This window comes from Vreelandella neptunia (assembly GCF_034479615.1).
GTDB classification, from domain to species: Bacteria; Pseudomonadota; Gammaproteobacteria; order Pseudomonadales; family Halomonadaceae; genus Vreelandella; species Vreelandella neptunia.
Map to the genome: position 1 here is coordinate 4,225,730 of NZ_CP140255.1, position 26,056 is coordinate 4,251,785.

Consider the following 26,056-nt stretch of genomic DNA (forward strand, 5'->3'; position numbering starts at 1 on the left):
TTGGGGAAGGGCTGTTTTTTATTGGTTTAAACTTATTGCTTTCCAAGGAGAGTAATCATGGGACAACGTCCTGCTATTATTATTAATCGTCTTGATGCCGAACGCCTTCAGCGCTTGATCGACAATGCATCTGATAAAGACATGGCCGTGGCTCAGCTACTTGAGGAAGAGCTAGCACGAGGTGAAGTCTGCGATCCCGAGGATATTCCGGATGACGTGGTCAGCATGAATAGCCAGGTTCGCTTCACCGACCTTACCCGCGGGCTTAAGATGATTCGCACCTTGGTCTATCCGCACTCCCTGGAAAGCGTAGCGGACGGCATTTCGGTCATGGCGCCTATTGGTGCTGCATTGATCGGTCTTAAAGTGGGCGACATCATCGAATGGCCGTTACCCAACAATACCGAAGCACGGCTCCGCATCGATGCTATTTATTGGCAGCCCGAACGCGAAAAGCAATTCCATCGATAAGACGCGCTAAAGAGTGAGCTGGCTCCGCTAGCTCATGATTAAGTCAGCTATTATCTTCGCCCACTTATTTCACATAAAGGGAGTCTATTCAGAGCGCCCTTCGCTTTCACATACTTCCTTCGGAAGACGATACCTAAGCGGCTCTTTATCGCATTAAACATACCGTCCCTGCTATTAATCATAACCATGGCACTTTTCACAATTCTGCCAGTGATAATGTACACATTGGACGGTTACCTTAAAACCTGAATTGGCAAAGCATTACAGCGCTCATAGGCGCCCTTACGCCAGGAAGTGGACGCAGCGACTTCCGATCAAGAGAGGGTCGACTCAGGCCAAACGACAAAAAAACGTGATACGATAATCTTTTGTATTCGTCATATTTTCTGTCGTTTTTAGAGACAACCTCACCGCAAAGGGAATCAGCTTTCACCATGTCGTCAGCTAAAGAGTGCGTCGCTACGCTTATTGATGACTTTCAAAAGCGTCGGCCAATTCGCGCCGGTTCATTGATTATTACCGTCTATGGCGACTCTATCGTTCCGCGGGGCGGTACCGTTTGGTTAGGCAGTCTATCGAAACTGGTGGAGCCCATCGGTATCAACGAGCGGCTGGTGCGCACATCGGTTTACCGGCTGACCAATGAAACCTGGCTACGGGGAGAGAAGATTGGTCGTCGCAGCTACTATCGGTTGAGTGGCCCTGGTCGGCGTCGTTTCGAACAAGCCTTCAAGCGTGTCTATCACGGCGCCCAGCCAGCTTGGTCGGGACAGTGGACATTGGTATTGCTGACACAGCTTCCCCCAGACCGGCGCCAACAGATTCGTGATGAGCTCGAATGGCTAGGCTTTGGTAGTTTTGCTCAGGGTGTGCTGGCGCATCCCACGCTGTCATGTGCAGAGACCATGGCGGCCTTGCAAGAACTGGATGCAGCAGACGATACGATTGTAATGCAAACGCAGACCATGGAGCCCATGACCAGTAAGCCGCTGCGTCTCCAGGTCAGAGAGAGCTGGAACCTCGACGAATTAGCCGAGCTCTACCAACGTTTTCTGGTTAAGTTTCGCCCACTCTGGAATGCACTCAACGCAGAGAACCATTTGGGGCAGGAAGAGTGTTTCATTGCCCGCACTTTGCTTATTCACGAGTATCGCAAGGTTCAATTACGCGATCCCCTCCTGCCTGAGGAACTACTCCCCACGGCGTGGGAAGGACGCTACGCCCATCAGCTCTGCCGCAACCTTTATCGTTTGCTCTCCGAACGTGCAGAACGCTGGCTGGATCAACATCTGGAAAACGCCGAGGGCCCACTACCCGCCCCCGGCCCCAGCTTCTACCAGCGCTTCGGCGGGCTGGATTGAACGCCAAACGAGCACGATGAATCAGTCGTCACATCCAGTGGGGCTCACCCCAACCGTCGATAGAGCGTCGAGCGACTGATGCCTAGCGCCCGGGCGGCGGCAGTCATGTTGCCGTCGTGGGCTTCGAGCGTGCGCACCATATGGGCCCGCTCCATTTCGCGCAGCTCCTGGGAGCCGTTGCACACATCCTCCGATGTGGCCGTACTGTCGACACCACTCTCCATGGGCTGAGTCAGCTTGCGCTGCCAGCGTGGCGAAAGCCCTTCCATGGTCAGCCGTTGGCACTCTGGTTCGGCTCCCACCAGAGCCGCTTCCAGGCAGTGTTCCAGTTCCCGCCAGTTGCCAGGCCAAAGGTAGGCGGTCAAACGCTCTACCAAGGTCTCATCCAAAACCAAATGGCGGCCATGATGGCGGCATAGCGATGCCCAACGTTCATGAATCTGTCCAGCTAGATCGACCTGCTCGTTCAGCGTGGGAAGCTCTACTACTACTCCAGCCAGGCGGTAATAGAGATCCTCGCGGAAGTCACCGGCCGTCACCAGGATCTCTAGATCGCGATGGCTAGCGGCTATTACTCGGCAGTCGATAGGTACCTCGCGGTGATCGCCCAGCGGCGTCACCACTCTCTCCTGCAGCACCCGCAGTAGACGGGCCTGCAGCGCCAGCGGCATGTCACCGATCTCGTCGAGCATTAAAGTGCCACCATTAGCCTGCACCAGCCGCCCGCTGTAGCCCCCCTTACGGGCGCCGGTGAAGGCACCTTCCCCATAGCCAAACAGCTCTGCCTCGATAAGGCTTTCGGGCAGGGCTGCGCAGTTGAGTGCCACGAAGGGCCGCTGCTCACCAAGACTGATATGCAGCGCTCGGGCCAATTGCTCTTTTCCGGTACCAGTTTTGCCCTGCAGCAGTACTGGCAGGCCTACTTCCAGCGCCCGACTAGCCCGGCGTGCCTCCCGGGCCAGAGCCATGGGCCACTCCTCAACCAGCGCCTCAAGATCACGGCAGAGGGATGGTTCGGGCGAAACCGGCACCACAATGGCTTCGTTGCTCAGAGCCGCCGGCTGCCACTGGTCAGGGGGATTGAGTCGCCCTACCAGTTGGCCACCGGTGAGCGGCAGCCCCAGCAAGGCCGAACAACTTTCGCATTGGCGACAGATCTCCTTCCAGGAATTACCCAATAACTCTTCAATATGACGGCCGATTAATGCGGCGGAGGCCTCGCCAAGCCATTGGGCGGCCTGGGAATCAACCGCCAGGATCAGACCGGTCTCATTCAGTGCCACCAAACCGCAGCTCACGCTGTCCAGCTCGGCCAGCGATGCGTGCACCTGGAGCACCCAGTGCTGCTGGTAGTGGCGGAAAAAAAGCCGCTGCTCCAGCGCCCCGGTGAGCTGCTGCACTCGGCGTAGAAAAATTTCGGGGCGGGGGTGGTCGGCCTCGAAAGTGAGATCGATCAAGCCTAGACAGTCACCGTTGAGATCTAACAACGGGGCAGCCACACAGGAGACCGGGTTGTCGGGGAATAGCAAGTGCTCACAGGATTTGACCAATACCGGCGCCCGCTCGATGAGCGCCAGGGCCGGTGCATTGGTACCGAACCAGCGTTCGTCCAGGTTGATGCCGGCCCCGATGTGAAAACGATCATTAAGCACGAAGCGCTGACCATAGCTCTTGAGTACGGTGGCATCTGGGGTGGCCAGCAGCAACTGGCAGCCACGTAGATCCTCGGCCACTCGCCTGATCAGGGGATCAGCCAGTTCGATCAGACGACGATGCGTCTCACGCTGAGTGCGCAGTTCGCTACTATCGAGCCGCGGCAGCTCAGGCCGGGTACCAGGCTGCAGCCCGTGCTCCATACATCGCTGCCACGAACGGTCGATACAGGCATCGAGCATGCCTAACGGTAGCTGCTGGCCGCGGAGCAGATGCTCACGGGCCTGGCGAATCACGTCAGAGGTTCTCAGGGCTGCTCTGGAGATCATGGCTCTCTCCCCGCGAAGTTGGCGACCTGTCCCAGGATGCGACAGCTGTCGTGTCCGACGACAAAACGACGCAGGAACAACGACAGAGCATCTTCAAAACCGACCCGCAACTCGCTGATTTTGTTTTGATTATATTGTACCCCTGAGCTGGCACGGGGCTTGCTAGGGAGTATTGGAGGCGTGCAATGACTGGCACGCTCTCAAAACAATCATAAATCAGCCTAACAGGAGCACAACCATGACGCAGCACTCCACCGCCATTCAAGCTTGGCTTGACAAGAGCCACACCCTCTTTATCGGCGGCCAGTGGCGTCCTGCCACTAGCGGCCAGACCCTGGATGTCTATAATCCCGCCACCGCCGAGGTGATCAGTCGGGTTCCGGCGGGCGATGCCAACGATATCGACGCCGCGGTCAGTGCCGCCCGGGAGGCCTTCCGTGGCTGGCGCAAGTCGCGCCCCTCCCAGCGGGAGAAGCTGTTGCTGGATCTCGCCGACGCTCTAGAGGCCCGCGCCGATGACTTCGCCCTGCTCGAGACCCTGGACAACGGCAAGCCGGTGACCTTTTCACGCCATATGGACGTCGCCCTGGCCATCGACTACATCCGTTATACCGCGGGCTGGGCCACCAAGATCGAAGGCCGCAGCATGACCCCCTCCATGCCCTTCCTGCCCGAAGACAAGCAGATCGTCGCTTATACCCGCCGCGAGCCCATAGGCGTCGTGGGCGCCATCATCCCCTGGAATTTCCCGCTGTTGATGGCAGCCTGGAAGGTGGCCCCAGCCCTAGCCGCCGGCTGCAGCATCGTGCTCAAGCCCGCCGAGGACACCCCGCTCACCGCCCTGTTGCTGGCGGAGCTGGCCGAGCAAGTGGGCTTCCCGGCCGGCACTCTCAACGTGGTCACTGGTCTGGGTCATACCGCTGGAGCAGCGCTGGCTGGCCACCCAGGTATCAACAAGGTGGCCTTTACCGGGTCGACCCCTGTAGGCAAGCAGATCGGGCATTCCGCCATGGAGAACCTGACCCGGACCACCCTGGAACTGGGCGGCAAATCACCGGTGATGGTGCTGGCCGATGCCGATATTGAGGCAGCCGCTGCCGGCGCGGCTCAGGCGATCTTCTTCAACCAGGGGCAGGTCTGTACCGCCGGATCGCGGATCTATGTGCATGAGTCGATCCACGACGCCTTCGTCACCAAGCTAGCCGAACAGGCCCAGGGCCTGACGCTAGCGCCGGGTTGGGAACCCACTTGTACCCTTGGCCCGCTGGTCTCTGCCAAGCAGCAGCAGCGAGTACTGGCGTATATCGAGCAGGCGCGCAGCGACGGCGGCACCATCGTTACCGGCGGCGGTAAGGGCAGCGAAACGGGCTACTTCGTAGAGCCCACGGTGATCACCGGCTTGGCCCAGGAGAGCCGCTGCGTGCAGGAAGAAATCTTCGGCCCAGTAGTGGTGGTACAGACCTTCCGCGAGCTGGAAGAACTGGTGTTACTGGCCAACGACTCTCCCTATGGGCTGGCCGCGAGTATCTGGTCCAACGATCTTGCCGCGGTTAATCGTCTGGTGCCGGAGATTGAGTCCGGCAGCGTCTGGATCAATGGCCACAACCTACTGGATGCCTGCATGCCCTTCGGTGGCTTCAAACAGTCGGGCATTGGCCGCGAGCTCGGCGATTCACTGATCGAACATTACACAGAGCAGAAATCGGTTGTGATGATCGTTTGATGTAGCCCTGTCCTGGCATCGTGATTGGCCTTCCACCTCCAAGGGAATATCCAATGCATAAGAACAACTTTAACTCGCGTTTCTCCGGCTCCATAGGCGGACTGATGCTGGCCGCCACACTCCCTGCTCAGGCCTACGAGATGGCCGATCTCGGCCACTCCACCGTGAATATCGATATTCAGGCGTTGCTCGGTACTTTCCATAGCGACCGGGGGTATGCCACCGGGGCAGCCGAGGCGAAGCGTCACCGCTGGCAGGAAGGAGTGCTGACCCTGGGCGCCGAACTCGCCCCCAAGGCGGATGGTCTCTATGGCCGAGTTAGCACCGTAGGCACCGCCACCTGGGGCGACGGCGACGCCGCTGGCTTTACCTCTGGCAGCGAGCGTGAGCTCGATCTCGAGGACGCCTTTCTCGGCTACCGTAGCGAGTCACAGGGCGACTCCAGTTTGCCCTGGCGCGTGGATGTTTCCGCGGGACGCCAGCCGATTACCCTCGGCGACGGCTTCCTGGTGGCTGGCGATGCGGTCAGCCTGGGAGACTCCTTGGGCGATGAGCTGGATCGGGGCGGCGCCTACTACCTGGCGGGGCGCCAAGCCTTTGACCGCACCGCAGTGGTAGCCCTGGGTCACGCAGGCTGGCAAAGCCAAGTGGCCTGGTTCGAGTCGGACAATCCGGCACAAGCCAGCACCGAGATGGCCGCTCTCACCCTGGCCCACGATCACGGTAGTGGATTAGTGGAGGCGACCTATTTGCGCGGTCTGGGAGTTGACAAGGCCCAAGCTGACGACTTCCTGGCCCAGCGCGATGGTATGGATGTCTATGGACTGCGCTTCGAACAGCGCATGCTGGACGACGCCTTGACCCTGCGCGGAGAGCTCGCCCATCAGCGCAAGAACACCCGTGAGAACGCCTGGGCACTAGAGCCTGCCTGGACTTTCAGCGAGCTACCCGGTCAACCTACCCTGTCGCTGCGCTACAGCCGCTTTTCCGAAGAGTGGGATCCGCTCTTCTACGGTTTCACCCGGGGCTACGGAACCTGGTTCCAGGGCGAGGTAGCAGGAAACTATGCCGGCCCCTTCAATAGCAATACCGAGGTGTGGCGGCTGGGTCTGGAGGGCTCGTTGAATGAGAGCCTGCACCTGGGACTCCTGGCTTACGACTTCTCCAGCCGTGACACCACTAACCAGCCCGACATGGGCGGGCGTGAGTTCAATCTCTATGCCGAGTGGCTGCCCTCCGATTGGCTCTATGTCTCACCACTGCTCGGCTGGTACAGTCCGAACAAGAGTGCGGCCCAGGGCGGTATTCAGCTTGGCGACGACGACACCGCTTTCTATGCCCAACTACTCGTGGGATTCTTCTTCTGATGCGCCAAGACGTGGATAGCGAGATAGTGATCGCCGGAGGCGGCCCCGCCGGGGCAGCTCTGGCCATGCTGCTGCATCGCGCCGGTCGGCGAGTCACCCTGGTGGGGCGTGTCCGCTACTACCGGGCCATCGAGGGCATTGCCCGGCGCAGCCTCCAGGCCCTACACAGCCTGGGGCTGCACCGGGCCGCCGACTGCGCGGTGGGGCCCCTGCCGCGGCGGGTTATCTGGGGTGGTGAGATTCGGGCGCCCAACGCCGAGTGGCTGCTGCCGCGCCCGGCCTTCGATGCCGCCCTGCTGGAAGATCTTCACGAGGCAGGTATCCCGGTGATCAAGGCGCGGATCACGTTCCTGGAGAGCCTGAAAAGTAACGTTCGCCTTGGTTTGGCAGATGGTCGCATACTGACCGCCTCCTGGGGCGTGGAGGCCCGGGGTCGGGCGGCGGCGCGGCGCCAGTTCCGCGACGCCGCCCCCTGGTCAACCCCGGCCTGGATCCTACGCGGCGAGGCCGCCGACTCCGCCCCCGCCAGTGCCGCCCTGTCGTTGCCCGGCGGCGGCTGGGCCTGGTGGTCGCGGCTCAAGGGCCAGCAGTATCTGCAACTGGCCCTGACGGAAGCGTCGCTATGCCAGGCGCGCTGCGACCCCGACGCCTGGCTCGCCGCCCAGCCCGATCTGGCCCAGCTCTGGGGCCAAGCCAAGATTCGCCACCACTACCAGCGCCCCAGCCTGCTGGGGCGCACCCAGGTGAGAGAGGGGCGCCTCTGGCGCCTGGGGGATGCCGCCATGGCTATCGACCCCCTCTCTGGACAGGGCATTTTCAATGCGCTCTCCTCGGCCCACGGCTTGGCACCGGTTCTCAATAGCCTGTTCGAAGAAGCCCGCATCGCGCCCCTGGAGCGCTTCCATCAACGCCGCCAGGATGCCCAGTACTGGCGCTTCGCCCGGGCTGGCCGCGACTTCTATCGCCAGGCCGCCTACCAAGAGTCGATAGACATCGATCCGGCACCCTACTGGACAGCACGCTGTCACTGGCCCGATCATCAACCGCTGCATCTACCGGAGCCCTGGGCCCGGGTAAGAGTGGGCCGCGGCCTGGCCATCATCGGTACACGATTGGCTGAGCGGGAGCTGGTTTTTACCCCGGATCAGCCATTGGGGATCCAGGCAGTGGCGGGAACCCCCCTGGCGCCCCTGGTCAAGGCCATGCAGGAGGGCGACCACGACGCGGCCCGGGCGCTATTGGTGGCCGCTGGCCCCGCTGCCATGGCGGTGGCCCGCTGGTGGACCGATCACCCCGACTGGCCGACGCTACCCGAGCCCGCACTCCACTCTTCCGGCGTCACCGCCTCTTCACCGGTCGATTCCGCCAGCCAATAGCCCAGGGCATGGGCGACGGCGAAGCTTGACCCACCCAGCGATGGTGGCGTTCCCAACGGTGGTGCCCCCACCTGCCAGGGCTGCCAGACCTGGCCTTCCTCGGAGTGCCCTCGGCCCGCCCAGACGCAGGCGTACCAGCGGCCATCCCGGTCACGTTGGGGCGGGCCCGGCATCAGCCCCGCGGCGCCGCTCACCGCTATCACCCCGGGCCAGGCTGCAGGGTAGACCGGCGCCCCGAAACGCGGACTGGCAGCGACGATGCAGGTGCCCGCAGCCTGAAGCCTCTGCACCGCCGCCTGCAGCCGCGCATCAGGCCGGGTCAACCCCAGACTGCAGAGCACCCAGGCCGGTGGCACCTCAGCTTGCCACTCGAAGGCCGCTGCCAGGGAATCGGCGTTAGCGGTGAGACGCTCTTCGAATAGCTTGTAGAGGGCGATGTCCAGCCGCGTCAGCGGCAAATAATGCCCCAGGGTGGCGAGGACCGCCCGACCATGGCCAAGGCGATCCCCGGGGTCGGCACCACTGGGTGAGTGGAAACGCGCCAGTGCCGTACCAGGAGGTACCCCGCTATCGATCACGCCCAGGGTCGGACTGAGGGCCGATATTAGAGACATGATGCCGCCTCCACCGCAAACAGCTGCCCTTGCTGGAGTCGATAGCAGGTATCCAGATTGCCAAAGTGGTCGCTCTGGTGGCTGATGATCAGCCGGGTGGTATCCCCCAGCACCTCATCAAGCAGGACATCGAAGGCTCGGGCAGCCGCCGGATCCAGCGCCGCGGTGGGCTCGTCCAGCAGCACCAAGCGAGGCTTTTTTAGCAGTGCCCGAGCCAGGGCCAGGCGCGAGCGCTGGCCGCCAGAGACCTTGCCACCCAAATCGCCCAACTCGCTCTCTAACCCTTCTGGCAGGGCATCCAGCCAGTCGGCGAGTCCAACGCGGGAAAGCGCATCGATCAGTTCGGTGTCACTTGCCTCGGGGGCCAGGGCGCGCAGGGTCTCGGCCAGGCTACCGCGTAGCAGGCTGGGGTGTTGCTCCACCCAGGCAACCTGCTTGAGCCAGTGATGGCGGGAGAGCGCGCCGAGCGGCACGCCATCGACACGAATCTCACCCGACTCGGGCGACTCCAGCCCCAGCAGCAGGCGGATTAGGCTGCTCTTGCCGGCTCCGGAGGGACCGGCGATCAGCACCTTGCTGCCCGGCGGAAGCGCGAGATCGATGTCATCCAGAAGCCAATTGGCTTGGCCAGGGTGGCGGAAACGCACACCCTCCAAGCAAAGTTCACCAGGCCCGGCAGGACGGCTGCCCCGATAGGGATCACGCATGGCGGGCTCACTGAAGAGTTCGGCCAGGCGGCAAGCGCTGACCCGGGCCCGTTGCCAACCTCCATAGAGTCCCAGCAGGCCGCCGATGGGGGCCATCACCATACCGAGATACGCCAACAGGGCCACCAGCTCACCGAGTTGCAACTGCCCCTGAATCACCAGATAGCCGCCCAACAGCAGCACCCCGGCCCGGGCCAGGGAGAGGATCAGCTGGGGCCCCACGTCGCTGAGAAAGCCCACCTGACGCACCGCCAACAGGCGCCGCAGCTGTTCGTGGCCAAGCCCCTGGAGGCGATTGAGGCGCGACGGCTCCAGCGCCTGACCTTGAAACCAGGGGCCATGGGCCAGGGTATCCTGCCAGAAGCCGGAGAGTTCACCGCTCTGCTCACGGAGCGCCTGCTGACGACGAGTCAGGGCCGGGCGCCAGGCGCGCAGCCACAGCCACTGGATGGGTACCAGCACGGCAACCAGAGCCATCAGCATGGGGCTGAACAGGCCAATCATGGCCAGCGCCCCCACCAGCCCCAACAGGTTAGAGAGTCCGCTGAGCAGGCCGTCCAGGGCGAACCCCTGGAGGATAGACAGGTCGCCATCGAGACGGCTCATTAGATCGCCTCGCCCTCGGGCCTGCCAGCGGGCCGGAGCCAGGCGCAGCAGATGACGCAGCAAGGAGCGGCGCAGTGACAGCAATAGTCGGGCGGAGAGCGCCACATGCTGCAGCCGGGTTAGTCCCTGTAGAGCCAGGGCGGCGAGTCCCACCACCACCAGGGCGGCGACGTAGGTAGCAACCGTGTTGAAGTCCCCCTGCATCAGGCCGTGATCGATGAGCCTCTGGGTGAGCAGCGGCGGCAACAGCGCCAGCAGGGTCGCCACCAGGCTCAGCGTCAGCAGCCGGGCCAGGGCCAGGCGCCGCGCCTTGAGGGGGCGGTAGAGCCAGCCCCAGGGCAGCGCCCCTGTGTCGCGAGTGAAGTCAGGCTCACGCATCGACGCTCTCTTCATTCATCATTCATAGGGGCTGCCCCCAGCAAAAAGGGCCGGTCACTTTAGCAAGCGCCGGCCAGAAGGATCATGTAACGGCAACCTAGAAGCGTGCCACCTTCAGAGTTGCGGTGCTCATATCACCGGGCAGGCGGATGCGCCCCAGATCATTGAAGTCATCATCATAGATGGCGATATCGCTGGAGGCGCCGCCCAGGTAAATCCGCGAGCCGTCATAGGAAGTGTTGATGCTGTAGTAAGTATGATCAAGATCGATCACCTCCACGATCTCTTGGGTGCGGGCATCCAGTTTGCTGAGTTGGGTGTAGACGCCGTAAAAGACGTCCCTCTCCCGGGGATCAGAAACCATGGAGAAGATGATGAACTCGAAAGGGACAATCTCCTTGTTCTCAGTCTCGCCGGTGGCTAGGTCGACTCGGCTGACGCCCCAGTGCCAGGCCTCGTTCTCCTCGCCGGGATGCTCCGCCACCGTGTAGGGGCGCAGGAACTCGTTGGTTACCTCACCCATAGACCACACGGCTAAGGAATCTGGCGAGCTAAAACTGGGGCGATCCCAATTCCGGTTGGCGATGGCGATCTCAGTCTCGCCGCTTTCCGGGTCGACCCGATAGATATCAGCGCCAGCGAGATAGAGATAACCGTCCTCGGCGGCTCCCATGGTCGTCACCTGGCGCGGTGCCGGGAAGGTGGTCAGGGGCTCGGCAGCGAGACCCGCTGTCGTGTCATAGACCGCCAGCTGTGGCTCCAACACTTCGTAATGGTCGATACCTAGCCGCACCCGATCCCAGATGCTATAGAGTCGGCTACCGTCCGGGCTCACGGCCAGGGAGGCGATGGATTTAGCGCGTATTGAGTTGCCTGAGCCGCTGGCACGGAAGACTTCCTCACAACTGGTGAGGTCGATGCCCACCACGTCTTCCCAGCGGTTGTGCAGCACATAGGCGATCCGCTCATCCGGTGATAGCTGCAGAGTGCCGGAGCCGAAGTCGCCTTCTACGTCACAGGTGCGAACCACTTCCTGGGCCTCCGGGTCGATCACGTAGAGCTGGTTGGGACGGGCCATGGTTACCAGATACTCGCGTACTTCGTCAGCGCTGGCTTCACCGGCGACAGCAGCATTAAACACCAGGGGCTGGGCAGCGAAGGCCAACAGCCCTATTAGGGGCAGGGTGAGCCGCTTCATTTCTGAGGTATTCATCACTTCTCGTCTCCCGGATAGACGCTATCGAACTTGCGCCAATCATCCTCAGCGCGGTCGGCCCCATCCCCCCAGTGAGGGTAGGTGTTCATGGTGTCCGGTACCTGAGCAGGCCACCAGCAGGGGTCAGCGCAGCCATAGAGATCTGCCTCCATCGGTTGGCACAGCGATGCCACGCCGCCGAAGGGATCCACTTCCCAGCCCGGGTCGAAGCTGGAAGTGCACCCGGCGACAGTCTGCATGGCCTGCACTTCTTCCAGGGCCTCTGGGCTGGCAGCCCGCTCCATTTCGCGGGCCTTGCGGTTGAGGGGGGCCAACCCCAGTGCGGTCAAGTTCTTCTTGTTATTCGTCATGCTGTTTGCCTCCCGGCCAGGGGGCCGTCGAGAAAATCGGGGTTATGCCGCAGGATGCGAGCATAGGCCTGAATGCCGAAATCGACCCAGTCGCGCATCAGGTCGCAGTAGTGATAGGTGGGGGTCATGGGGTCGCCATAGCGAGCGTAGCTCTCGTGGTAGCAGCCACCGGAGCAGAGGTTGCGGATCCGACAGTTGCTGCAGCCACGCTCGGAGCGATCGCTCCTGGCTTCGATAAACTGCTTGAGACCAGCGTGATCAAGCCCCTCCTGGACGCTGCCGAAGGTAGGCATCTCTGAGCCAGTAAAGCGGTGACAGAGGTGTACATCGCCCGCATGATCCACCGAGACCAACCCTAGGCCTGCGCCGCAGGGCACCGCCTTGCTGCGTCCTTCCCAAAGATCGGTGAGCAGTTGGTTGAAGTTGCCGAAGCCGATATCGCGCCCCTGAATGGCGGCTGCCACGGCCCGCTCACCGAGCTCGACCATACCGTCGAAGACCCGCTTGAGCTCGTCGCCGGTAAGATTGTAGGCCGCCATATCACCAGAGGTGACGGGAGCGAAGCCCGCTTCGGCGAAACCCAGCTCATTGACCAGGTGGTCGTGGATACCGATGACGTCGGTGATGCCACGAGTCAGGGTCACCCTGGCCCCCACCGGCCGTGAGCGATAGCTGGCCAGCAGCGGTTTAATGCGCTTGGCCACCAGATCGTAGGTGCCCTGGCCGTTGACCGCAATGCGGTTCTTGTCGTGGATCGCTTTGGGGCCGTCCATGCTCACCGTGAGTCCAAAACGATGGGCGTCGAAGAAGGCGATTTTCTCCTCATTCAGCAGGGTGGCGTTGGTGGTCAGCGTGAAATCCACTGCCTTGCCGAGCCCGTGGATGCGCGCCTCGGCCCAGTCGACCACCTGGCGGATCAACGGCATGTTGCTGAGCGGCTCGCCGCCGAAGAAGACGATGTTGTAGCGATCCCGCTGGGGGGCCTCGCGCAGCATCATCTCGATGGAGGCCTGGGCGGTGGCCAGATCCATCTTTTTGCCGTCCCGGGGGGTATCCAGGTCTTCCTTATAGCAGTAGCTGCAGCTCAGGTTGCAGCCGGTATTGACGTTGAGCACCACGGTAGAGAGCGGGAACTGCTCCACCTTTACGCTGGGATTATAGGCCTGGACGACGCCATCAGTGATCAGCTTCAGCGCTTTGAGCTGTAGCAGCCGCTCCTGAATATCATCGCCGCTGACCTGATGTGTCAGATGTCCCGGCAGCGCCCCGCTGTCGAGCCCCTCCTTTCGCCCGGCCAGAGCCAGCAGCTCCTCGCTGAGGGCATCCGGGGCAAACAGGCTGGTGGTGGGGATATGGAACCACAGCGGCTGGCCTTCCACTTCCATCCGATGCAGGTTCTCGGGTATGGCTTGTAAGATTCCCATGGTGATCTCCTAGCGAAGCGGTGGGTTGTTCCAGCGTTGCACGGTAACGATCAGTTGGGCTTCGTCCTGCATCGCCTCCTGCCCCACCACGCTGGCGGTCACCCGCAGGTTGCCCACGCTGTTGGCGTTGTACTGGCGCAGCGGGTTGGGCCCGGCCCCGGCCGGCGAGAAGATCCCTGTGGCGGCGTCCAATATGCCAGCAAACCTGGCATCCTCGTCGCGTTCGGCGATCTCGTCCCAGGGGGACACGCTCCAACGTACCGGTACCTGACCCAGCGGGATGGCCTCATCGGCGCCATCCAGATAGCCGGCGGCGGTGAAGACGCCACTCACTGGCGGGGTCTTGTCGTTGCCGATGCGAGCCACTCCCAGCGCTGGACTCACCTCCAGGCGATCCACCGTGCGGTAGCCGGCGAGCAGTCTCTCAGCGCTGATCTCGCCAATCTGCATAGGCAACCAGCCGGGCGTAAGATCGGTGCTGGCCTCAACGTCCAGCACCAGGCGCATGTCGCTACGTTCGACCAGGTTACGCACGGTGACGCCCTCCCCCAGATTGATCTCTCCTTCCCCAAGGCCGTAGCCCAGCAGCACCAGCCGGCTGCGCTCGCCGGCCTTGAGCGAGGCGGGCAGGCTGGCCAACACCGCAGGCTCGGACGCTTCGTGAGGCACCATTTCCACCATCATGCCAAAAGCCTCGTCATGGTCGTCGAAGATGCGCCCGCTGGGCTGTGCGCCGGAGAAATCCAGCACCTGCTTGAGATCACGGCCGTTGAGGTTAAGGCTGGCGCGCCACTCGTAGCCGGTATAAACGATGGCCTGGCCCTCGCCACTGAGCGGACGACCGCTAGTGAAAGCACCGTCCAGGCTAAGGGAGTAGGCATCCTCGCCTTCAGCGGCGTTAATCGTCACATCTGCGTAAAAGTCGCCTTCTCCGGGCCAGTACCCCCAGAGCTGCCAGTCGCCCTCAGGAGAGGTCAGCTCGGCCTGCTGCCATGCCTCCCAGGCGTCATTTTCGAGACTTTGAGTCTCGGCCAGCCAGGGAGCGATCTCGTTCAGGGCGAGATCGAACCAGTCACGATCCCGTGCCATGGCCTGGTACTCAATGGTCTGGAACTGGCCCACATGGAAGTGCACCAGACTCTCCCACTCTTCCAGGGGACGGCGCTGAAGTTGGGCGCGGCCGCCAGTATGGCAGCGGGCACACATTTCCTGATAGCTGGGATGGTCGAAAGACTCGATACGGTTGAGGCGTCGCTCGATCAGCTCACGTTGGGGCGCGCTCTCCTCAGGGGCCAGGCCGCGGGTATCGGCGAGGAACTTGACGATATCCCGGCGCGCCTCCAGGGGCAGCTCCAGGCCGTGCATGGTCTGCATGCGCGCGATCGTCATGTCCCAGCCTTCCGGGGTCTTGCGCTGTGCACTAATGCGGCTCCAGCTCTGGGGGCCACTTTGGGTCTGGTGGCAGGCTGAACAGTGCCTGTCGATAGCTTCGCTGCCAGCAGAGGCCAAGACGATGCTCGTAGGCAGCAGCAGGGCTAAGCTACAGAGTCCTATGGGAAGTGCATGTCTCATCACGGAGAGTTCTCCACGCATTATTATTGTCGTGATGTTCGTCTGCGGTTGTCTTCGTAGGCGAACATCGAAGGTATGTGCCAGTACCATTCAACCTGCATTGACCGCGCCGACTATCAACAACTTCTTTTTATTCATGTGGTTGGAGTGATTTGCTTGCCCGAGCCTTGTTAGATTCTCGGTTCGCAGGAGACCAGCGGTGCCCCAACTTGCAACAGTCGCGTATGGTCTTGAAACACTTTGCCTCTGCGAATTTGGTCATCATTGACCGTGGCGGCAGCCGAATTTTCCGGCCGACTCAGGTTTGAGACTTGCCTCTCAAGGGGGATGGGGTTATGGGGCTGCCGACCAGAGTGCACTAGCGGTGTCGTCTAGTGCGGCGTAGCGGCCCCAGGGGAACCAGACATTGATCCGGCCGTGTTTGTGGCAGTGAATCTCTTCAACTTCAGGGGCGACCACAAAAGCCGTTTGGGGCCATCGACCCATGGTTGGGTGTGGGGGATGGCCCGCCAGGGGAGGACGTGGTTGTGGTGGCGAGCCATACCAACAGCCTCGCCTTGCCACGCTATGCTAAGGTCTGCTGCTTGGGTTGAGTATCACCAGCCAGCAAGGTTGGACGATCAGCATCGAGTTCTGCCAGCGGTTCACAGGGCTCCAGGCTGTCCCGACAACGGCCCACTAAGCGCTGATACTCCTGGGTACCCTGCTGTTTCCAGGCGAACTCTTCATCACTCAGCGCGCGCTTAACCTTTGCGGGCGCCCCCATCACAAGCGACTGGGGCTCACACTCGAAGCCCGCCTTGACGAACGCTGCTGCCGCAACGATAGAGCGTTCAGCAATATTGGCGCCATCCATCACGACGGCGTTCATACCAACCATGGCATCACGCCCAATCACGCAGCCATGCAGTACCGCGCCATGGCCGATATGACCATCCTTCTCAACCTTGGTGACGCAGCCAGGGAAGCCGTGCATCACACAGGTATCCTGAAGGTTAGATCCCTCTTCCAGCACCAACCGCCCGAAATCACCACGCATCACCGCGCCGGGGCCTACATAACAGTTAGGGCCCACGATTACGTCGCCAATTAACACCGCAGTAGGATGGACATAGGCGGTCGGGTGTACCACCGGCGTCACCCCTTCAAGTCGATAGTAAGGCATAACACTCTCCGTTAGCTTGATTGGCCGTGTGGGGTGCTGCCCCCATCGCCCGCTCCTCGAACTGTTCGGCCCCTGCCCCATCAGTTGTGTAGCACCTAGGGGTATCGCACCGTTGCTGCACTGATTGCGTCATGGGGCGCTCCTGTGCTCAATCCATCTTGATACGCAATATTATCGAAGATTATATTTTACGTAACAAAACATCAAACACTTTACCTGTCACCGTCTATTGAAGAATTGGCACAACGCTATCTAAAAACTCGACGCACCCTGCTGTAAGTCAGTCTTTGACGACCTTGGTTCTTTTATACCATCGTCTAACCATTATCTTATATTCGTAAAAAATCATCACAAGTCATTGTTAGCAATGCATAAATTATCAAAAACAACAACAAGCGACACACTACATACACCCATTCAATATTGATGTGTATCAAAATAAATCTATACTCGGCAGAGATTCACCCTGTGCACCACAGGCCGAACGGGCGCTGGCGGGCACCGCCGATCGCGAAAAGGGCATGTGCCTTCCAATAAAAACGACCTGCCACTTTTCAAGGGCACTGACACAAGGACATTACCCATGAGCCAAGCGCCCCTGCTTTACAGCGTGGAAGACGGCGTCGCCTGTATTACCCTGAACCGCCCCGAAAGCTTGAACAGCTTCAATACCGAAATGCATGCCGAGATGCGCAAGGTGCTAAAAGCCGTGCGCCAGGACTCAAGCGTTCGCGCTTTGTTACTGACGGGCAACGGCCGAGGTTTCTGCGCCGGTCAGGATCTTTCCGACCGTAGCGTCGCGCCCGGCGAGCAGGCCCCCGACCTCGGCGAGTCGCTGGAGAAACGCTACAACCCTATGCTGCGTGCTCTCAAGGACATGCCGTTCCCCACCATTTGTGCGGTGAACGGTGTAGCAGCTGGCGCTGGGGCCAATATCGCCCTGGCCTGCGACATCGTCTTGGCGGCCCGATCGGCAAACTTCATTCAAGCCTTCTGTAAAATCGGTTTGATTCCAGACTCTGGCGGCACCTGGACATTGCCTAACTTAGTGGGCATGGCTCGCGCCAAGGGCCTGGCGATGCTGGGCGACAAGCTCCCCGCCGAAACCGCCGAACAGTGGGGCATGATCTGGCGCTGCGTCGACGATGAGGCGCTCCAAGAAGAGGCCATGAACATGGCGCGCCACCTGGCCACTCAACCCACCCGTGGCCTGGCACTGATTAAGCGCGCTCTGCATGCCAGCAGCGATAACAGTTTCAACGAACAGCTCGACCTGGAACGCGACCTTCAGCGGCTGGCCGGGCGCTCTGAAGATTACCGCGAAGGTGTCAGCGCTTTTATGGAAAAACGTCGCCCCACCTTTAAGGGAGAGTGATATGCCAGCCCTTCTCTCTACCGCCACTATAAGCATCATCAGCACAGGCGCCATTAATGCCTTGACCGATAGCCGTTTGGTTATCGAGGCTATCGTCGAGCACCTTGAGGCCCAACGTCAGGTGTTTGCTCGTCTCGAAGCTCTACACGAGGAAAGCTTTCATGCATGATTCCCAACTGACCCCGCAGCAATTGGCGGAAGCCTGCGCCGAGGCAATGTTTTCCCGCGACCATGCCAGCCAAGGGTTGGGGATGCGCATTACTCGCGTGGCTCCCGGCTTCGCCGAACTGACCATGACCGTGCGTCAGGACATGGTGCAGGGGCACGGCAACTGCCATGGCGGATTTCTGTTTGCCCTGGCTGACTCAGCCTTCGCGTTTGCCTGCAACAGCTACGACGAAGCCACAGTAGCTTCCGGTTGCAGTATCGACTATCTCGGCCCCGGCCAGTTGGGCGACGAGATCACCGCCACCGCCGAAGAGCGCAGCCGCCGCGGGCGTACCGGCATTTACGACATTACGTTGCGCAATCAGCACGGCGATACCGTTGCCTTGTTCCGCGGGCGTTCCTACAAAATTCGCGGCAGCGTACGCCGCCTGGAAGACACCGCTGCTGGCGATAAACAATGAAAGACGCGCTGATCATTGAGCGCTTATAAGCCCATTACTAAAGCCATTTCATCGCCCATGGCGCATTTAGAAACTAGTCCAATAACAACTAGCTTGATCGGAGACCCCTGATGAATCAGCCCGCAACGCGTATCGACACTGCGACTCTCGATCCCCTGGAAACCGCCAGCGTCGACGAGCTGCGCGCCACTCAGGTCAAGCGCCTGAAGTGGAGCCTGAAGCACGCCTACGACAATGTGCCCTTCTACCGCCAGTCTTTCGCCAAGGCTGGGGTGCATCCCGACGATATCCAGACGCTAGCGGATCTCGCCAAACTGCCTTTTACCACCAAGGCAGATTTGCGCGACAACTACCCGTTCGGCATGTTGGCCACGCCGATGAGCGAGATCGTTCGCATCCATGCCTCCAGCGGCACCACCGGGCAACCGACGGTGGTGGGCTACACCCAGAGCGATATTGATGTGTGGTCTGATGTGATGGCACGCTCGATCCGCGCCGCCGGCGGCAGCCGCAACGACAAGGTGCATGTGGCCTACGGTTACGGCCTGTTCACCGGCGGTCTGGGTGCCCATTACGGCGCCGAGCGCCTGGGCTGCGCGGTGATCCCCATGTCGGGTGGCCAGACCGAGAAACAGGTGCAGTTGATCCGTGATTTCGAGCCGGACATCATCATGGTCACTCCCTCGTATATGCTCAATATCGCGGACGAGATGGAGCGCCAGGGCATCGATCCCCACACACTGCCGCTGCGTACCGGCATTTTCGGTGCCGAACCCTGGACCGACAGCATGCGTACTGCTCTTGAGAAGCGCCTGGGTATCGACGCATTGGATATCTATGGCCTGTCGGAAGTAATGGGGCCCGGCGTGGGCATGGAGTGCCTGGAAACAAAAGATGGCCCGACTATCTGGGAAGACCACTTCTATCCTGAGATCATCGACCCGGTCAGCGGTGACGTCTTGCCAGATGGCGAATATGGCGAGCTGGTGTTCACCACCTTGACCAAAGAAGGCCTACCGGTGATTCGCTACCGCACCCGTGACCTGACCCGCCTGCTGCCGGGCACCGCGCGCCCTATGCGACGCATCGACAAGATCACTGGCCGCAGCGACGACATGCTGATCATTCGCGGAGTGAACGTGTTCCCCACCCAGATCGAAGAACAACTGCTCAAGATCGCGTCGCTTTCTCCCCACTACGAGATCGAAGTCAGCCGCCAAGGCAATATGGACATGGTGCTTGTTCGTGTAGAGGCAAATCATCATGACATCGCCCGCGACCCCGTAGTTTGTGAAGAAGCCGCGCTACAGCTCCAGCATGCCATCAAAACGCACATTGGTATCAGCACCCAGGTCGAGGTGTGCCCAGTAGAAAGTGTTATGCGTTCGATGGGTAAGGCCAGGCGTGTAAAAGATCTTCGCTGATTCAGCCTCTCTAGCGCCTTGCCGCCGTTTAGCGCCCCCCTCTTGTCAGACAAAGCCCTTTAAAGAACTCCTTTAAGGGGGCTTTTTTGCCCTCAAACAGTCATCTCTGGCTAGAGAACGCGACACATTAAGAATCACTTATTCCTAGCCAATTTTCCCTTATAAATCAATAGTCTTAGATTTATATACTATCACAAAGTCTTAAAGTGACACACAAAAATACTTATTGATAAAATATTTCGTGTCACTATACTTTAGGGAAGATAAGCCACACTCCCTGATATGCCGACGCCGCGGAGGTATCTATGTACGCGCAGCTCGTTGAAACCGGTTCTAACAAACTCAAAACGCTTGATGAGATGAGCCCTGAGGAACGCCAGTTCCAGGAGCGCATCAATGATGAAATTAAAATAGAACCCAAGAACTGGATGCCGGACGCCTACCGCAAGACCTTGATCCGCCAGATCTCGCAACACGCCCACTCAGAAATCGTCGGTATGCTGCCGGAAGGCAACTGGCTGACACGGGCACCAACCCTCAAGCGCAAGCTGCAGCTAATGGCCAAAATTCAGGATGAGGCAGGTCACGGTCTGTACCTCTATAGCGCTATGGAAACCCTGGGTGCCGACCGCGACGAAGAGATCGACAAGCTTCACGACGGCCGCGCCAAGTACTCCAGCATCTTCAATTACCCAACGCTCAATTGGGCTGATATGGGCACCATCGGCTGGCTGGTTGATGGCGCTGCCATCGTCAATCAGGTACCGCTACAGCGCACCTCTTACGGCCCCTATGCACGTGCCATGATTCGTGTGTGCAAGGAAGAGAGCTTCCACCAGCGCCAGGGGTATCAGATTCTGCTGACCATGATGCAAGAGGGCACCGACGACCAGAAAGCCATGGTGCAGGACTCCATTAACCGCTTCTGGTGGCCCTCGCTAATGATGTTCGGGCCATCCGACGAAAATTCTCCCAACAGCGCTCAGTCGATGGCCTGGAAGATCAAACGCCATAGCAACGATGAGCTGCGCCAGCGCTTCCTCGACCAAACCGTACCGCAGCTGGAGCTGCTGGGCTGCACCGCCCCTGATCCGGATCTCAAATATAACCAAGAGACCGGCCACTACGAGTTCGGTGAAATCGATTGGCAAGAGTTCTTCGATGTGGTCAAGGGCAACGGCCCCTGCAACCGCGAGCGTGTAGAGGCACGCCGTAACGCCATCGATAACGGTGCCTGGGTACGTGAAGCTGCCGTGGCTCATGCCGCCAAACGTCAACGCCGAGCGGCCTGATTCTTAAGACCTGATTTTTGATTCTTAAAACAATCGAGAGCCCTGCGACACGGGGCTCCTTTGACCACAGAGGCTTTCCTCATGGCTGATTGGCCCCTCTTCGAAGTTTTTATACGCAGCAAGCACGGCCTTAATCACAAGCACGTTGGTAGCGTACACGCCGCCGATCGCCGCATGGCCATTGAAAACGCCCGCGAGCTGTACACCCGTCGCAATGAAGGGGTGAGCATCTGGGTGGTTCCGGCCAGCGAAATCACCGCCTCTTCTCCCGACGAGAAAGAGGCGCTGTTTGACCCGTCTAACGACAAGGTCTATCGCCACGCATCCTTCTACAAACTGCCGAAAGAAGTCGGCCACATGTAAGGGAGGCAGCAATGCAAAACATATCTCATCAAAGCGCGGCTCATCGAAGCTCGGCTCAGAAAAACACAGCTCAAAAAACACACCCCCCGTTGATCGATTACCTGCTACGCCTTGGCGATAACGACTTGGTACTCGGCCAGCGCCACGCACAACTGTGCGGCAAGGCACCCGCGCTGGAAGAGGAACTGGCCTTAATGAACGTGGGCCTCGACCTCTTCGGTCAGGCCCGCAACTGGCTGGGCTATGCTGCTGAACTGGAAGGCCAGGGCCATGATGCCGACTATTTAGCCTTTCGCCGCGATGCCCAGGATTTTCGCAACCTGTTGCTCGTTGAACAGCCCAACGGTGACTTCGCCGACATCATGGGGCGCCAGTTCCTGTTCGATGCATGGCACGTCCACCTGCTTGACAGCCTGTCTCACTCCAGCGACCCCCGCATTGCTGAAGTGGCCGCCAAGTCGCTTAAGGAAGCAACGTACCACCTACGTCGCTCCTCTGAATGGGTAATTCGCCTGGGCGATGGCACGGAAGAGAGCCACACCCGCATGCAGCGAGCGCTCGACAACCTCTGGCAGTTCACCGGTGAGCTACTGCAGGGCGACGAGGTTGATAAGGCCATGCTGGAAGCCGGTATTGCGCCAGCCCCAGACACGCTGGCCACCCGCTGGAAAGCAACCGTGGAAGAGGTACTTGAGGAAGCTACCCTGGCACGCCCTGCCTACGACTCCTGGATGTATACCGGCGGTAAAGTCGGTCATCACACCGAGCACCTGGGCTTTCTATTAGCGGAAATGCAATACCTGCCGAGGGCATATCCCGATGCAACCGTCTGGTAACCATCCGTCTGCGTCTAGCGATGACAAGCTTATCGATGACTGGCCCTCCAGCGACTTGATCGGCAGCGACCGCAGCGGCCTGCCGCCAGCCGGTGATGAAGGCGATGTCAACGCCGTGCTGGCTGTACTACAGGAAGTGCCAGACCCGGAAGTGCCGGTGGTTAGCGTGGTGGAGCTGGGCATTGTGCGTGATATCGACTGGCTGGATGGCAGGTTAGCGGTCAGCGTGACCCCGACCTACTCCGGCTGCCCGGCCACGGAAGTTATCGAACAGCATATCCATGAAGCGCTGGTGGCCGCTGGCTATTCAGACCCGCTGATTCAGCGCCGCCTGTCCCCCGCCTGGACTACCGATTGGCTTTCAGAGGCCGGGCGCGAAAAATTGCGCGCCTACGGCATCGCGCCACCGGTGGAAAGTGCTAGTAAGCGCAGCCTGACGGGCCAACCTGATCCGGTAGTGCCCTGCCCTTTATGTGGCAGCAACGCCACCGAACGCGTTAGCGAATTCGGCTCTACGGCTTGCAAGGCGCTCTACCGCTGCCGTGATTGCCTGGAGCCTTTCGATTATTTCAAGTGTCTGTAAAACGACGAGACCATTTCCCATGAGCCGATTTCACGCCCTGACCGTCAAGGATGTGCGCAAGGAAACCCATGATGCCGTTTCCATTGCCCTCGACGTGCCCGATGACCTGCTGGACGCCTTTCGCTTTACCCAAGGGCAGTACCTGACGCTACGCCGCGACATCGAAGGCGAGGATATCCGTCGTTCTTATTCGATTTGCACCGGCGTGCACGAACATGAGCTAAGAGTCGCCGTCAAGCTGGTGCCCGGCGGCAGCTTTTCCACCTTTGCCAATCAGCACTTGCAGCCCGGCGACCGCCTGGAAGTGATGCCACCCCAGGGTAAGTTCTTCGTGCCGCTCGACCCCAGCCGTGAAGGGCACTATTTGGCGGTGACCGCTGGCAGTGGCGTCACGCCCATTATGTCGATTGTTTCCACCACGCTGGAAAGCGAGCCAAAGAGCCGCTTTACCGTCATCTATGGCAATCGTTCCACCACGGGTACGCTGTTTCGCGAACGCCTTCAGGATCTCAAGGACCGCTACCTGGAACGCCTCAACATCATTTATGTGTTCAGCCGCGAACAACAGGAAATCGATCTATATAACGGGCGCATAGATGCCGACAAGTGCAATGCCCTGTTTGACCGCTGGGTAGACGTACCCAAGCTCGACGCCGCGTTTATCTGTGGCCCGCAGGAAATGACCGAGATCGTGCGTGGTGTTCTGAGCCAACATGGAATGCCGAAGGAAAAAGTGCACTTCGAGCTGTTCACCACTGGGCTACCGGCGGCAGGCGCCAAGCGCCGCCAGGCGACGAAAGCGGCCCAGGTGAAAGCAGAAACCTCGCACATCAAAGTGATCATCGACGGCCGCACCATTGAATACGACCTGCCCCGCAATACCCAGAGCATTCTGGACGCAGGTAACGAGCACGGCGCGGATATACCTTTCTCATGCAAGGCTGGGGTGTGCTCCACCTGCAAGTCAAAAGTCATCGAAGGCGAGGTGGAAATGGACGCCAATTACGCCCTGGAAGATTACGAAATCGATGCCGGCTACGTGCTGTCCTGCCAGTGCTATCCGATCAGCGACAGGGTGGTGCTTGACTATGACGAGGTATAAACCCTAACCCACCTACTTCCAAGCCGGCGACCGCGTCGGCTTAGTCTATGTTTTGCGGGAGAGTACGCAATGTCAGTTTTACAGAGTTACATCGCAGGCCAGTGGTTCGGAAAGACCGAATCCAAAGCACTGATTAGCGCCATTAACGGCACAACCGTTGCGCATACCCACCAAGAAGAGATCAACTTTCGTGAAGCGGTGGCGTATGCCCGCAACACCGGTGTGAGAAATATGCTGGCACTGGATTTCCAGCAGCGGGCCGCCACTCTTAAAGCGCTGGCCGCCTATATCCAAGAGCGTAAGCGTGAGCTGTATGCCATCTCTCACCACACTGGCTGCACCAAGGCCGACTCCTGGATCGACATCGACGGCGGTTTCGGCACCCTATTTACCTACGCCTCCACGGGCCGCAAGGAACTGCCCTCCGGCAATGTGGCCCACGAAGGCCCGGTGACTCAGCTAGGAAAAGAGAACCACTTCAATGGCACCCATATTCTGGTGCCCCGCCGCGGCGTCTCTGTACATATCAATGCGTTTAACTTTCCCATATGGGGCATGCTGGAGAAGTTCGCACCCGCCTTTTTGGCAGGCATGCCGTGTATCTTCAAACCGGCAACCGCCACTAGCTACTTGACCGAAGCAGCCGTGCGCGTCATCAACGACTCAGGCCTGCTGCCGGAAGGAGCGCTGCAACTGGTTATCGGCGGAGCCGGTGACTTACTGGATCATCTGGAAGAGCAGGACTTTGTCACCTTCACCGGCTCGGCAAGCACCGCCCTGAAGCTGAAAAGCCACCCTAACATCATGGCGAAGAGCATACCGTTCAACGCCGAGGCGGACTCGCTCAACAGCGCCATCATGGCCCCGGATGTTAGCCCGGAAGACGAAGAGTTCGAAATCTTTGCCAAAGAAGTGGTCAAGGAGATGACCGCCAAGGCAGGTCAGAAATGTACCGCGATCCGCCGAATTTTAGTGCCTGCCGAGCATCTGGATGCATTGGCGAACACGCTTAAGTCGCGGCTTGCCAACATTGTGGTCGGTGATCCTCATGAAGAAGGCGTACGCATGGGCGCGCTCTCTTCCCGTGACCAATTGAGAGACGTTAACCACGCAATTGAACAACTGTTAGAGACCAGTGAGTGCGTCTTCGGCAGAGACGGCAACTTCAAGCCTGTCGGCCAGGGTGTTGAAAACGGTGCCTTCATTACTCCCCACTTGCTGATCAATCGTAACCCGTTGAACGACGGCGGCGCTCACGACATTGAAGCCTTTGGCCCCGTCGCGACGCTAATGCCCTACAGCGGCATCGACGAAGCCCTGACCATCGCCGCCAAGGGCAAGGGCAGCTTAGTGACCACGCTGACCACGAAAGACCCTGCCATTGCGGCTGAAATGATCCCCGTTCTGGCCGCCCAGCACGGCCGCCTGCAGATTCTGGATGCTCAGGCAGCAAAGGAATCCACTGGCCACGGCTCTCCGCTACCGATGCTCAAGCATGGCGGGCCCGGCCGCGCAGGCGGCGGTGAGGAACTCGGCGGCATTCGTGCGGTTCACCACTATCTACAGCGCACCGCCATCCAGGGCTCTCCGAGCATGCTCGCGGCAGTCACAAAGGAGTATGTGCGTGGCGCCAAGGTGATCGAGACTGACGTTCACCCATTCCGCCGCCATTTCGACGACCTGCAGGTTGGGGAGTCACTGTTAACCCATCGCCGTACCGTCACTGAAGCCGACATCGTCAACTTTGGCTGCCTCTCCGGCGACCACTTCTATATGCACTTTGATGACATTGCCGCCAAAGAGACCCAGTTCGGCCAGCGCATTGCCCACGGCTACTTTGTGCTGTCTGCCGCTGCGGGTCTCTTCGTTTACCCAGGCGAAGGCCCCGTACTGGCGAACTACGGCCTGGATACACTGCGCTTTATTACACCGGTGTTGGTCGGCGACACTATCCGCGCCCGCCTAACCTGCAAGCGCAAGATTGATCAGGGCCGGACATCTCCTGACGGGCACCCACAAGGGGTGGTGATGTGGGACGTAGCGGTGACCAATCAAAACGATGAACTGGTCGCCAGCTACGACATTCTAACGCTGGTGGCAAAGCGGCAGTAACGCCTCAGCCGACACAGCCAGACAAAAA

General features: G+C 60.0%; 23 protein-coding genes. 15 read left to right on the forward strand and 8 right to left on the reverse strand.

Annotation, left to right across the window (positions count from 1 at the left end; genetic code table 11):
• Positions 1-57: 57 nt before the first annotated feature.
• Together rnk and paaX are read left to right on the forward strand one after the other, a co-directional pair.
• The gene (gene rnk, locus SR894_RS19450) at positions 58-471 is read left to right on the forward strand and encodes a nucleoside diphosphate kinase regulator (protein WP_133731972.1); all 414 of its coding nucleotides are present in this window, start codon (positions 58-60) and stop codon (positions 469-471) included.
• A gap of 434 nt (positions 472-905) precedes the next feature.
• Entirely contained in the window at positions 906-1,832 is a 927-nt protein-coding gene (paaX, locus tag SR894_RS19455; protein WP_133731971.1) for a phenylacetic acid degradation operon negative regulatory protein PaaX, read from the forward strand.
• A gap of 44 nt (positions 1,833-1,876) precedes the next feature.
• On the opposite strand, the gene SR894_RS19460 is transcribed toward paaX, so the two are convergent.
• Positions 1,877-3,814 carry a sigma-54-dependent Fis family transcriptional regulator gene (locus tag SR894_RS19460; protein WP_133731970.1) on the reverse strand — a complete coding sequence of 646 codons (1,938 nt, stop codon included), beginning with the start codon at positions 3,812-3,814 and terminating at the stop codon, positions 1,877-1,879.
• 238 nt (positions 3,815-4,052) lie between these two features.
• Between SR894_RS19460 and SR894_RS19465 the strand changes: the two genes are divergently transcribed.
• The 3 genes from SR894_RS19465 to qhpG are packed head-to-tail and all read left to right on the forward strand — an operon-like array spanning position 4,053 to position 8,280.
• Entirely contained in the window at positions 4,053-5,537 is a 1,485-nt protein-coding gene (locus tag SR894_RS19465; protein ID WP_133731969.1) for an aldehyde dehydrogenase family protein, read from the forward strand.
• A gap of 53 nt (positions 5,538-5,590) precedes the next feature.
• Entirely contained in the window at positions 5,591-6,904 is a 1,314-nt protein-coding gene (locus tag SR894_RS19470; RefSeq protein ID WP_244286556.1) for an alginate export family protein, read from the forward strand.
• Positions 6,904-8,280 carry a flavin-dependent monooxygenase QhpG gene (qhpG, locus tag SR894_RS19475; RefSeq protein WP_275951332.1) on the forward strand — a complete coding sequence of 459 codons (1,377 nt, stop codon included), beginning with the start codon at positions 6,904-6,906 and terminating at the stop codon, positions 8,278-8,280. Before SR894_RS19470 ends, qhpG begins: the two co-directional genes overlap by 1 nt.
• Here qhpG and SR894_RS19480 read toward each other — a convergent pair.
• The 7 genes from SR894_RS19480 to paaY form a co-directional block, all read right to left on the reverse strand.
• Entirely contained in the window at positions 8,193-8,894 is a 702-nt protein-coding gene (locus SR894_RS19480) for a S8/S53 family peptidase (RefSeq protein WP_133731967.1), read from the reverse strand. The two genes, qhpG and SR894_RS19480, sit on opposite strands and share 88 nt — an antisense overlap.
• Complete coding sequence (locus tag SR894_RS19485; RefSeq protein ID WP_166650390.1) at positions 8,885-10,585, reverse strand: ATP-binding cassette domain-containing protein; 1,701 nt, start codon at positions 10,583-10,585, stop codon at positions 8,885-8,887. Before SR894_RS19485 ends, SR894_RS19480 begins: the two co-directional genes overlap by 10 nt.
• 97 nt (positions 10,586-10,682) lie before the next feature.
• Positions 10,683-11,798 (reverse strand): quinohemoprotein amine dehydrogenase subunit beta, encoded by a 1,116-nt coding sequence (gene peaD / locus SR894_RS19490; protein ID WP_133731965.1) that lies wholly within the window; start codon positions 11,796-11,798, stop codon positions 10,683-10,685.
• On the reverse strand, positions 11,798-12,151 hold the full coding sequence (gene qhpC, locus SR894_RS19495; RefSeq protein WP_133731964.1) for a quinohemoprotein amine dehydrogenase subunit gamma: 354 nt from the start codon (positions 12,149-12,151) through the stop codon (positions 11,798-11,800). The genes peaD and qhpC overlap by 1 nt, the downstream gene beginning before the upstream one ends.
• On the reverse strand, positions 12,148-13,575 hold the full coding sequence (gene peaB, locus SR894_RS19500) for a quinohemoprotein amine dehydrogenase maturation protein (RefSeq protein WP_133731963.1): 1,428 nt from the start codon (positions 13,573-13,575) through the stop codon (positions 12,148-12,150). The genes qhpC and peaB overlap by 4 nt, the downstream gene beginning before the upstream one ends.
• Positions 13,576-13,584: 9 nt before the next feature.
• The gene (gene peaA, locus SR894_RS19505; RefSeq protein WP_223288994.1) at positions 13,585-15,147 is read right to left on the reverse strand and encodes a quinohemoprotein amine dehydrogenase subunit alpha; all 1,563 of its coding nucleotides are present in this window, start codon (positions 15,145-15,147) and stop codon (positions 13,585-13,587) included.
• Between the two features lie 565 nt (positions 15,148-15,712).
• A complete protein-coding gene (gene paaY / locus SR894_RS19510; protein ID WP_133731961.1) occupies positions 15,713-16,312 on the reverse strand; it encodes a phenylacetic acid degradation protein PaaY in 600 nt (199 codons plus the stop codon).
• Positions 16,313-16,895: 583 nt separating this feature from the next.
• Here paaY and paaG point away from each other — a divergent pair.
• The 10 genes from paaG (at position 16,896) to paaZ (ending at position 26,028) form a co-directional block, all read left to right on the forward strand.
• The gene (gene paaG, locus SR894_RS19515) at positions 16,896-17,687 is read left to right on the forward strand and encodes a 2-(1,2-epoxy-1,2-dihydrophenyl)acetyl-CoA isomerase PaaG (RefSeq protein ID WP_133731960.1); all 792 of its coding nucleotides are present in this window, start codon (positions 16,896-16,898) and stop codon (positions 17,685-17,687) included.
• Position 17,688: 1 nt separating this feature from the next.
• Complete coding sequence (locus SR894_RS19520; RefSeq protein WP_227406068.1) at positions 17,689-17,856, forward strand: 3-hydroxyacyl-CoA dehydrogenase NAD-binding domain-containing protein; 168 nt, start codon at positions 17,689-17,691, stop codon at positions 17,854-17,856.
• On the forward strand, positions 17,849-18,316 hold the full coding sequence (gene paaI / locus SR894_RS19525) for a hydroxyphenylacetyl-CoA thioesterase PaaI (protein WP_223288993.1): 468 nt from the start codon (positions 17,849-17,851) through the stop codon (positions 18,314-18,316). The genes SR894_RS19520 and paaI overlap by 8 nt, the downstream gene beginning before the upstream one ends.
• A 110-nt stretch (positions 18,317-18,426) precedes the next feature.
• Positions 18,427-19,740 carry a phenylacetate--CoA ligase PaaK gene (gene paaK / locus SR894_RS19530; RefSeq protein ID WP_223288992.1) on the forward strand — a complete coding sequence of 438 codons (1,314 nt, stop codon included), beginning with the start codon at positions 18,427-18,429 and terminating at the stop codon, positions 19,738-19,740.
• Between the two features lie 305 nt (positions 19,741-20,045).
• Complete coding sequence (gene paaA, locus SR894_RS19535) at positions 20,046-21,032, forward strand: 1,2-phenylacetyl-CoA epoxidase subunit PaaA (protein ID WP_133731957.1); 987 nt, start codon at positions 20,046-20,048, stop codon at positions 21,030-21,032.
• A gap of 81 nt (positions 21,033-21,113) precedes the next feature.
• Positions 21,114-21,395, forward strand: a complete 282-nt coding sequence (paaB, locus tag SR894_RS19540; protein ID WP_133731956.1) for a 1,2-phenylacetyl-CoA epoxidase subunit PaaB — start codon at positions 21,114-21,116, stop codon at positions 21,393-21,395.
• An 11-nt stretch (positions 21,396-21,406) separates the two neighbouring features.
• Positions 21,407-22,231 carry a 1,2-phenylacetyl-CoA epoxidase subunit PaaC gene (paaC, locus tag SR894_RS19545; RefSeq protein ID WP_133731955.1) on the forward strand — a complete coding sequence of 275 codons (825 nt, stop codon included), beginning with the start codon at positions 21,407-21,409 and terminating at the stop codon, positions 22,229-22,231.
• Positions 22,215-22,814 (forward strand): 1,2-phenylacetyl-CoA epoxidase subunit PaaD, encoded by a 600-nt coding sequence (gene paaD / locus SR894_RS19550; protein ID WP_208862689.1) that lies wholly within the window; start codon positions 22,215-22,217, stop codon positions 22,812-22,814. Before paaC ends, paaD begins: the two co-directional genes overlap by 17 nt.
• A 19-nt stretch (positions 22,815-22,833) precedes the next feature.
• Positions 22,834-23,916 (forward strand): 1,2-phenylacetyl-CoA epoxidase subunit PaaE, encoded by a 1,083-nt coding sequence (gene paaE, locus SR894_RS19555; RefSeq protein WP_133731954.1) that lies wholly within the window; start codon positions 22,834-22,836, stop codon positions 23,914-23,916.
• A 69-nt stretch (positions 23,917-23,985) separates the two neighbouring features.
• The gene (gene paaZ / locus SR894_RS19560; protein ID WP_133731953.1) at positions 23,986-26,028 is read left to right on the forward strand and encodes a phenylacetic acid degradation bifunctional protein PaaZ; all 2,043 of its coding nucleotides are present in this window, start codon (positions 23,986-23,988) and stop codon (positions 26,026-26,028) included.
• Positions 26,029-26,056 lie beyond the last annotated feature (28 nt).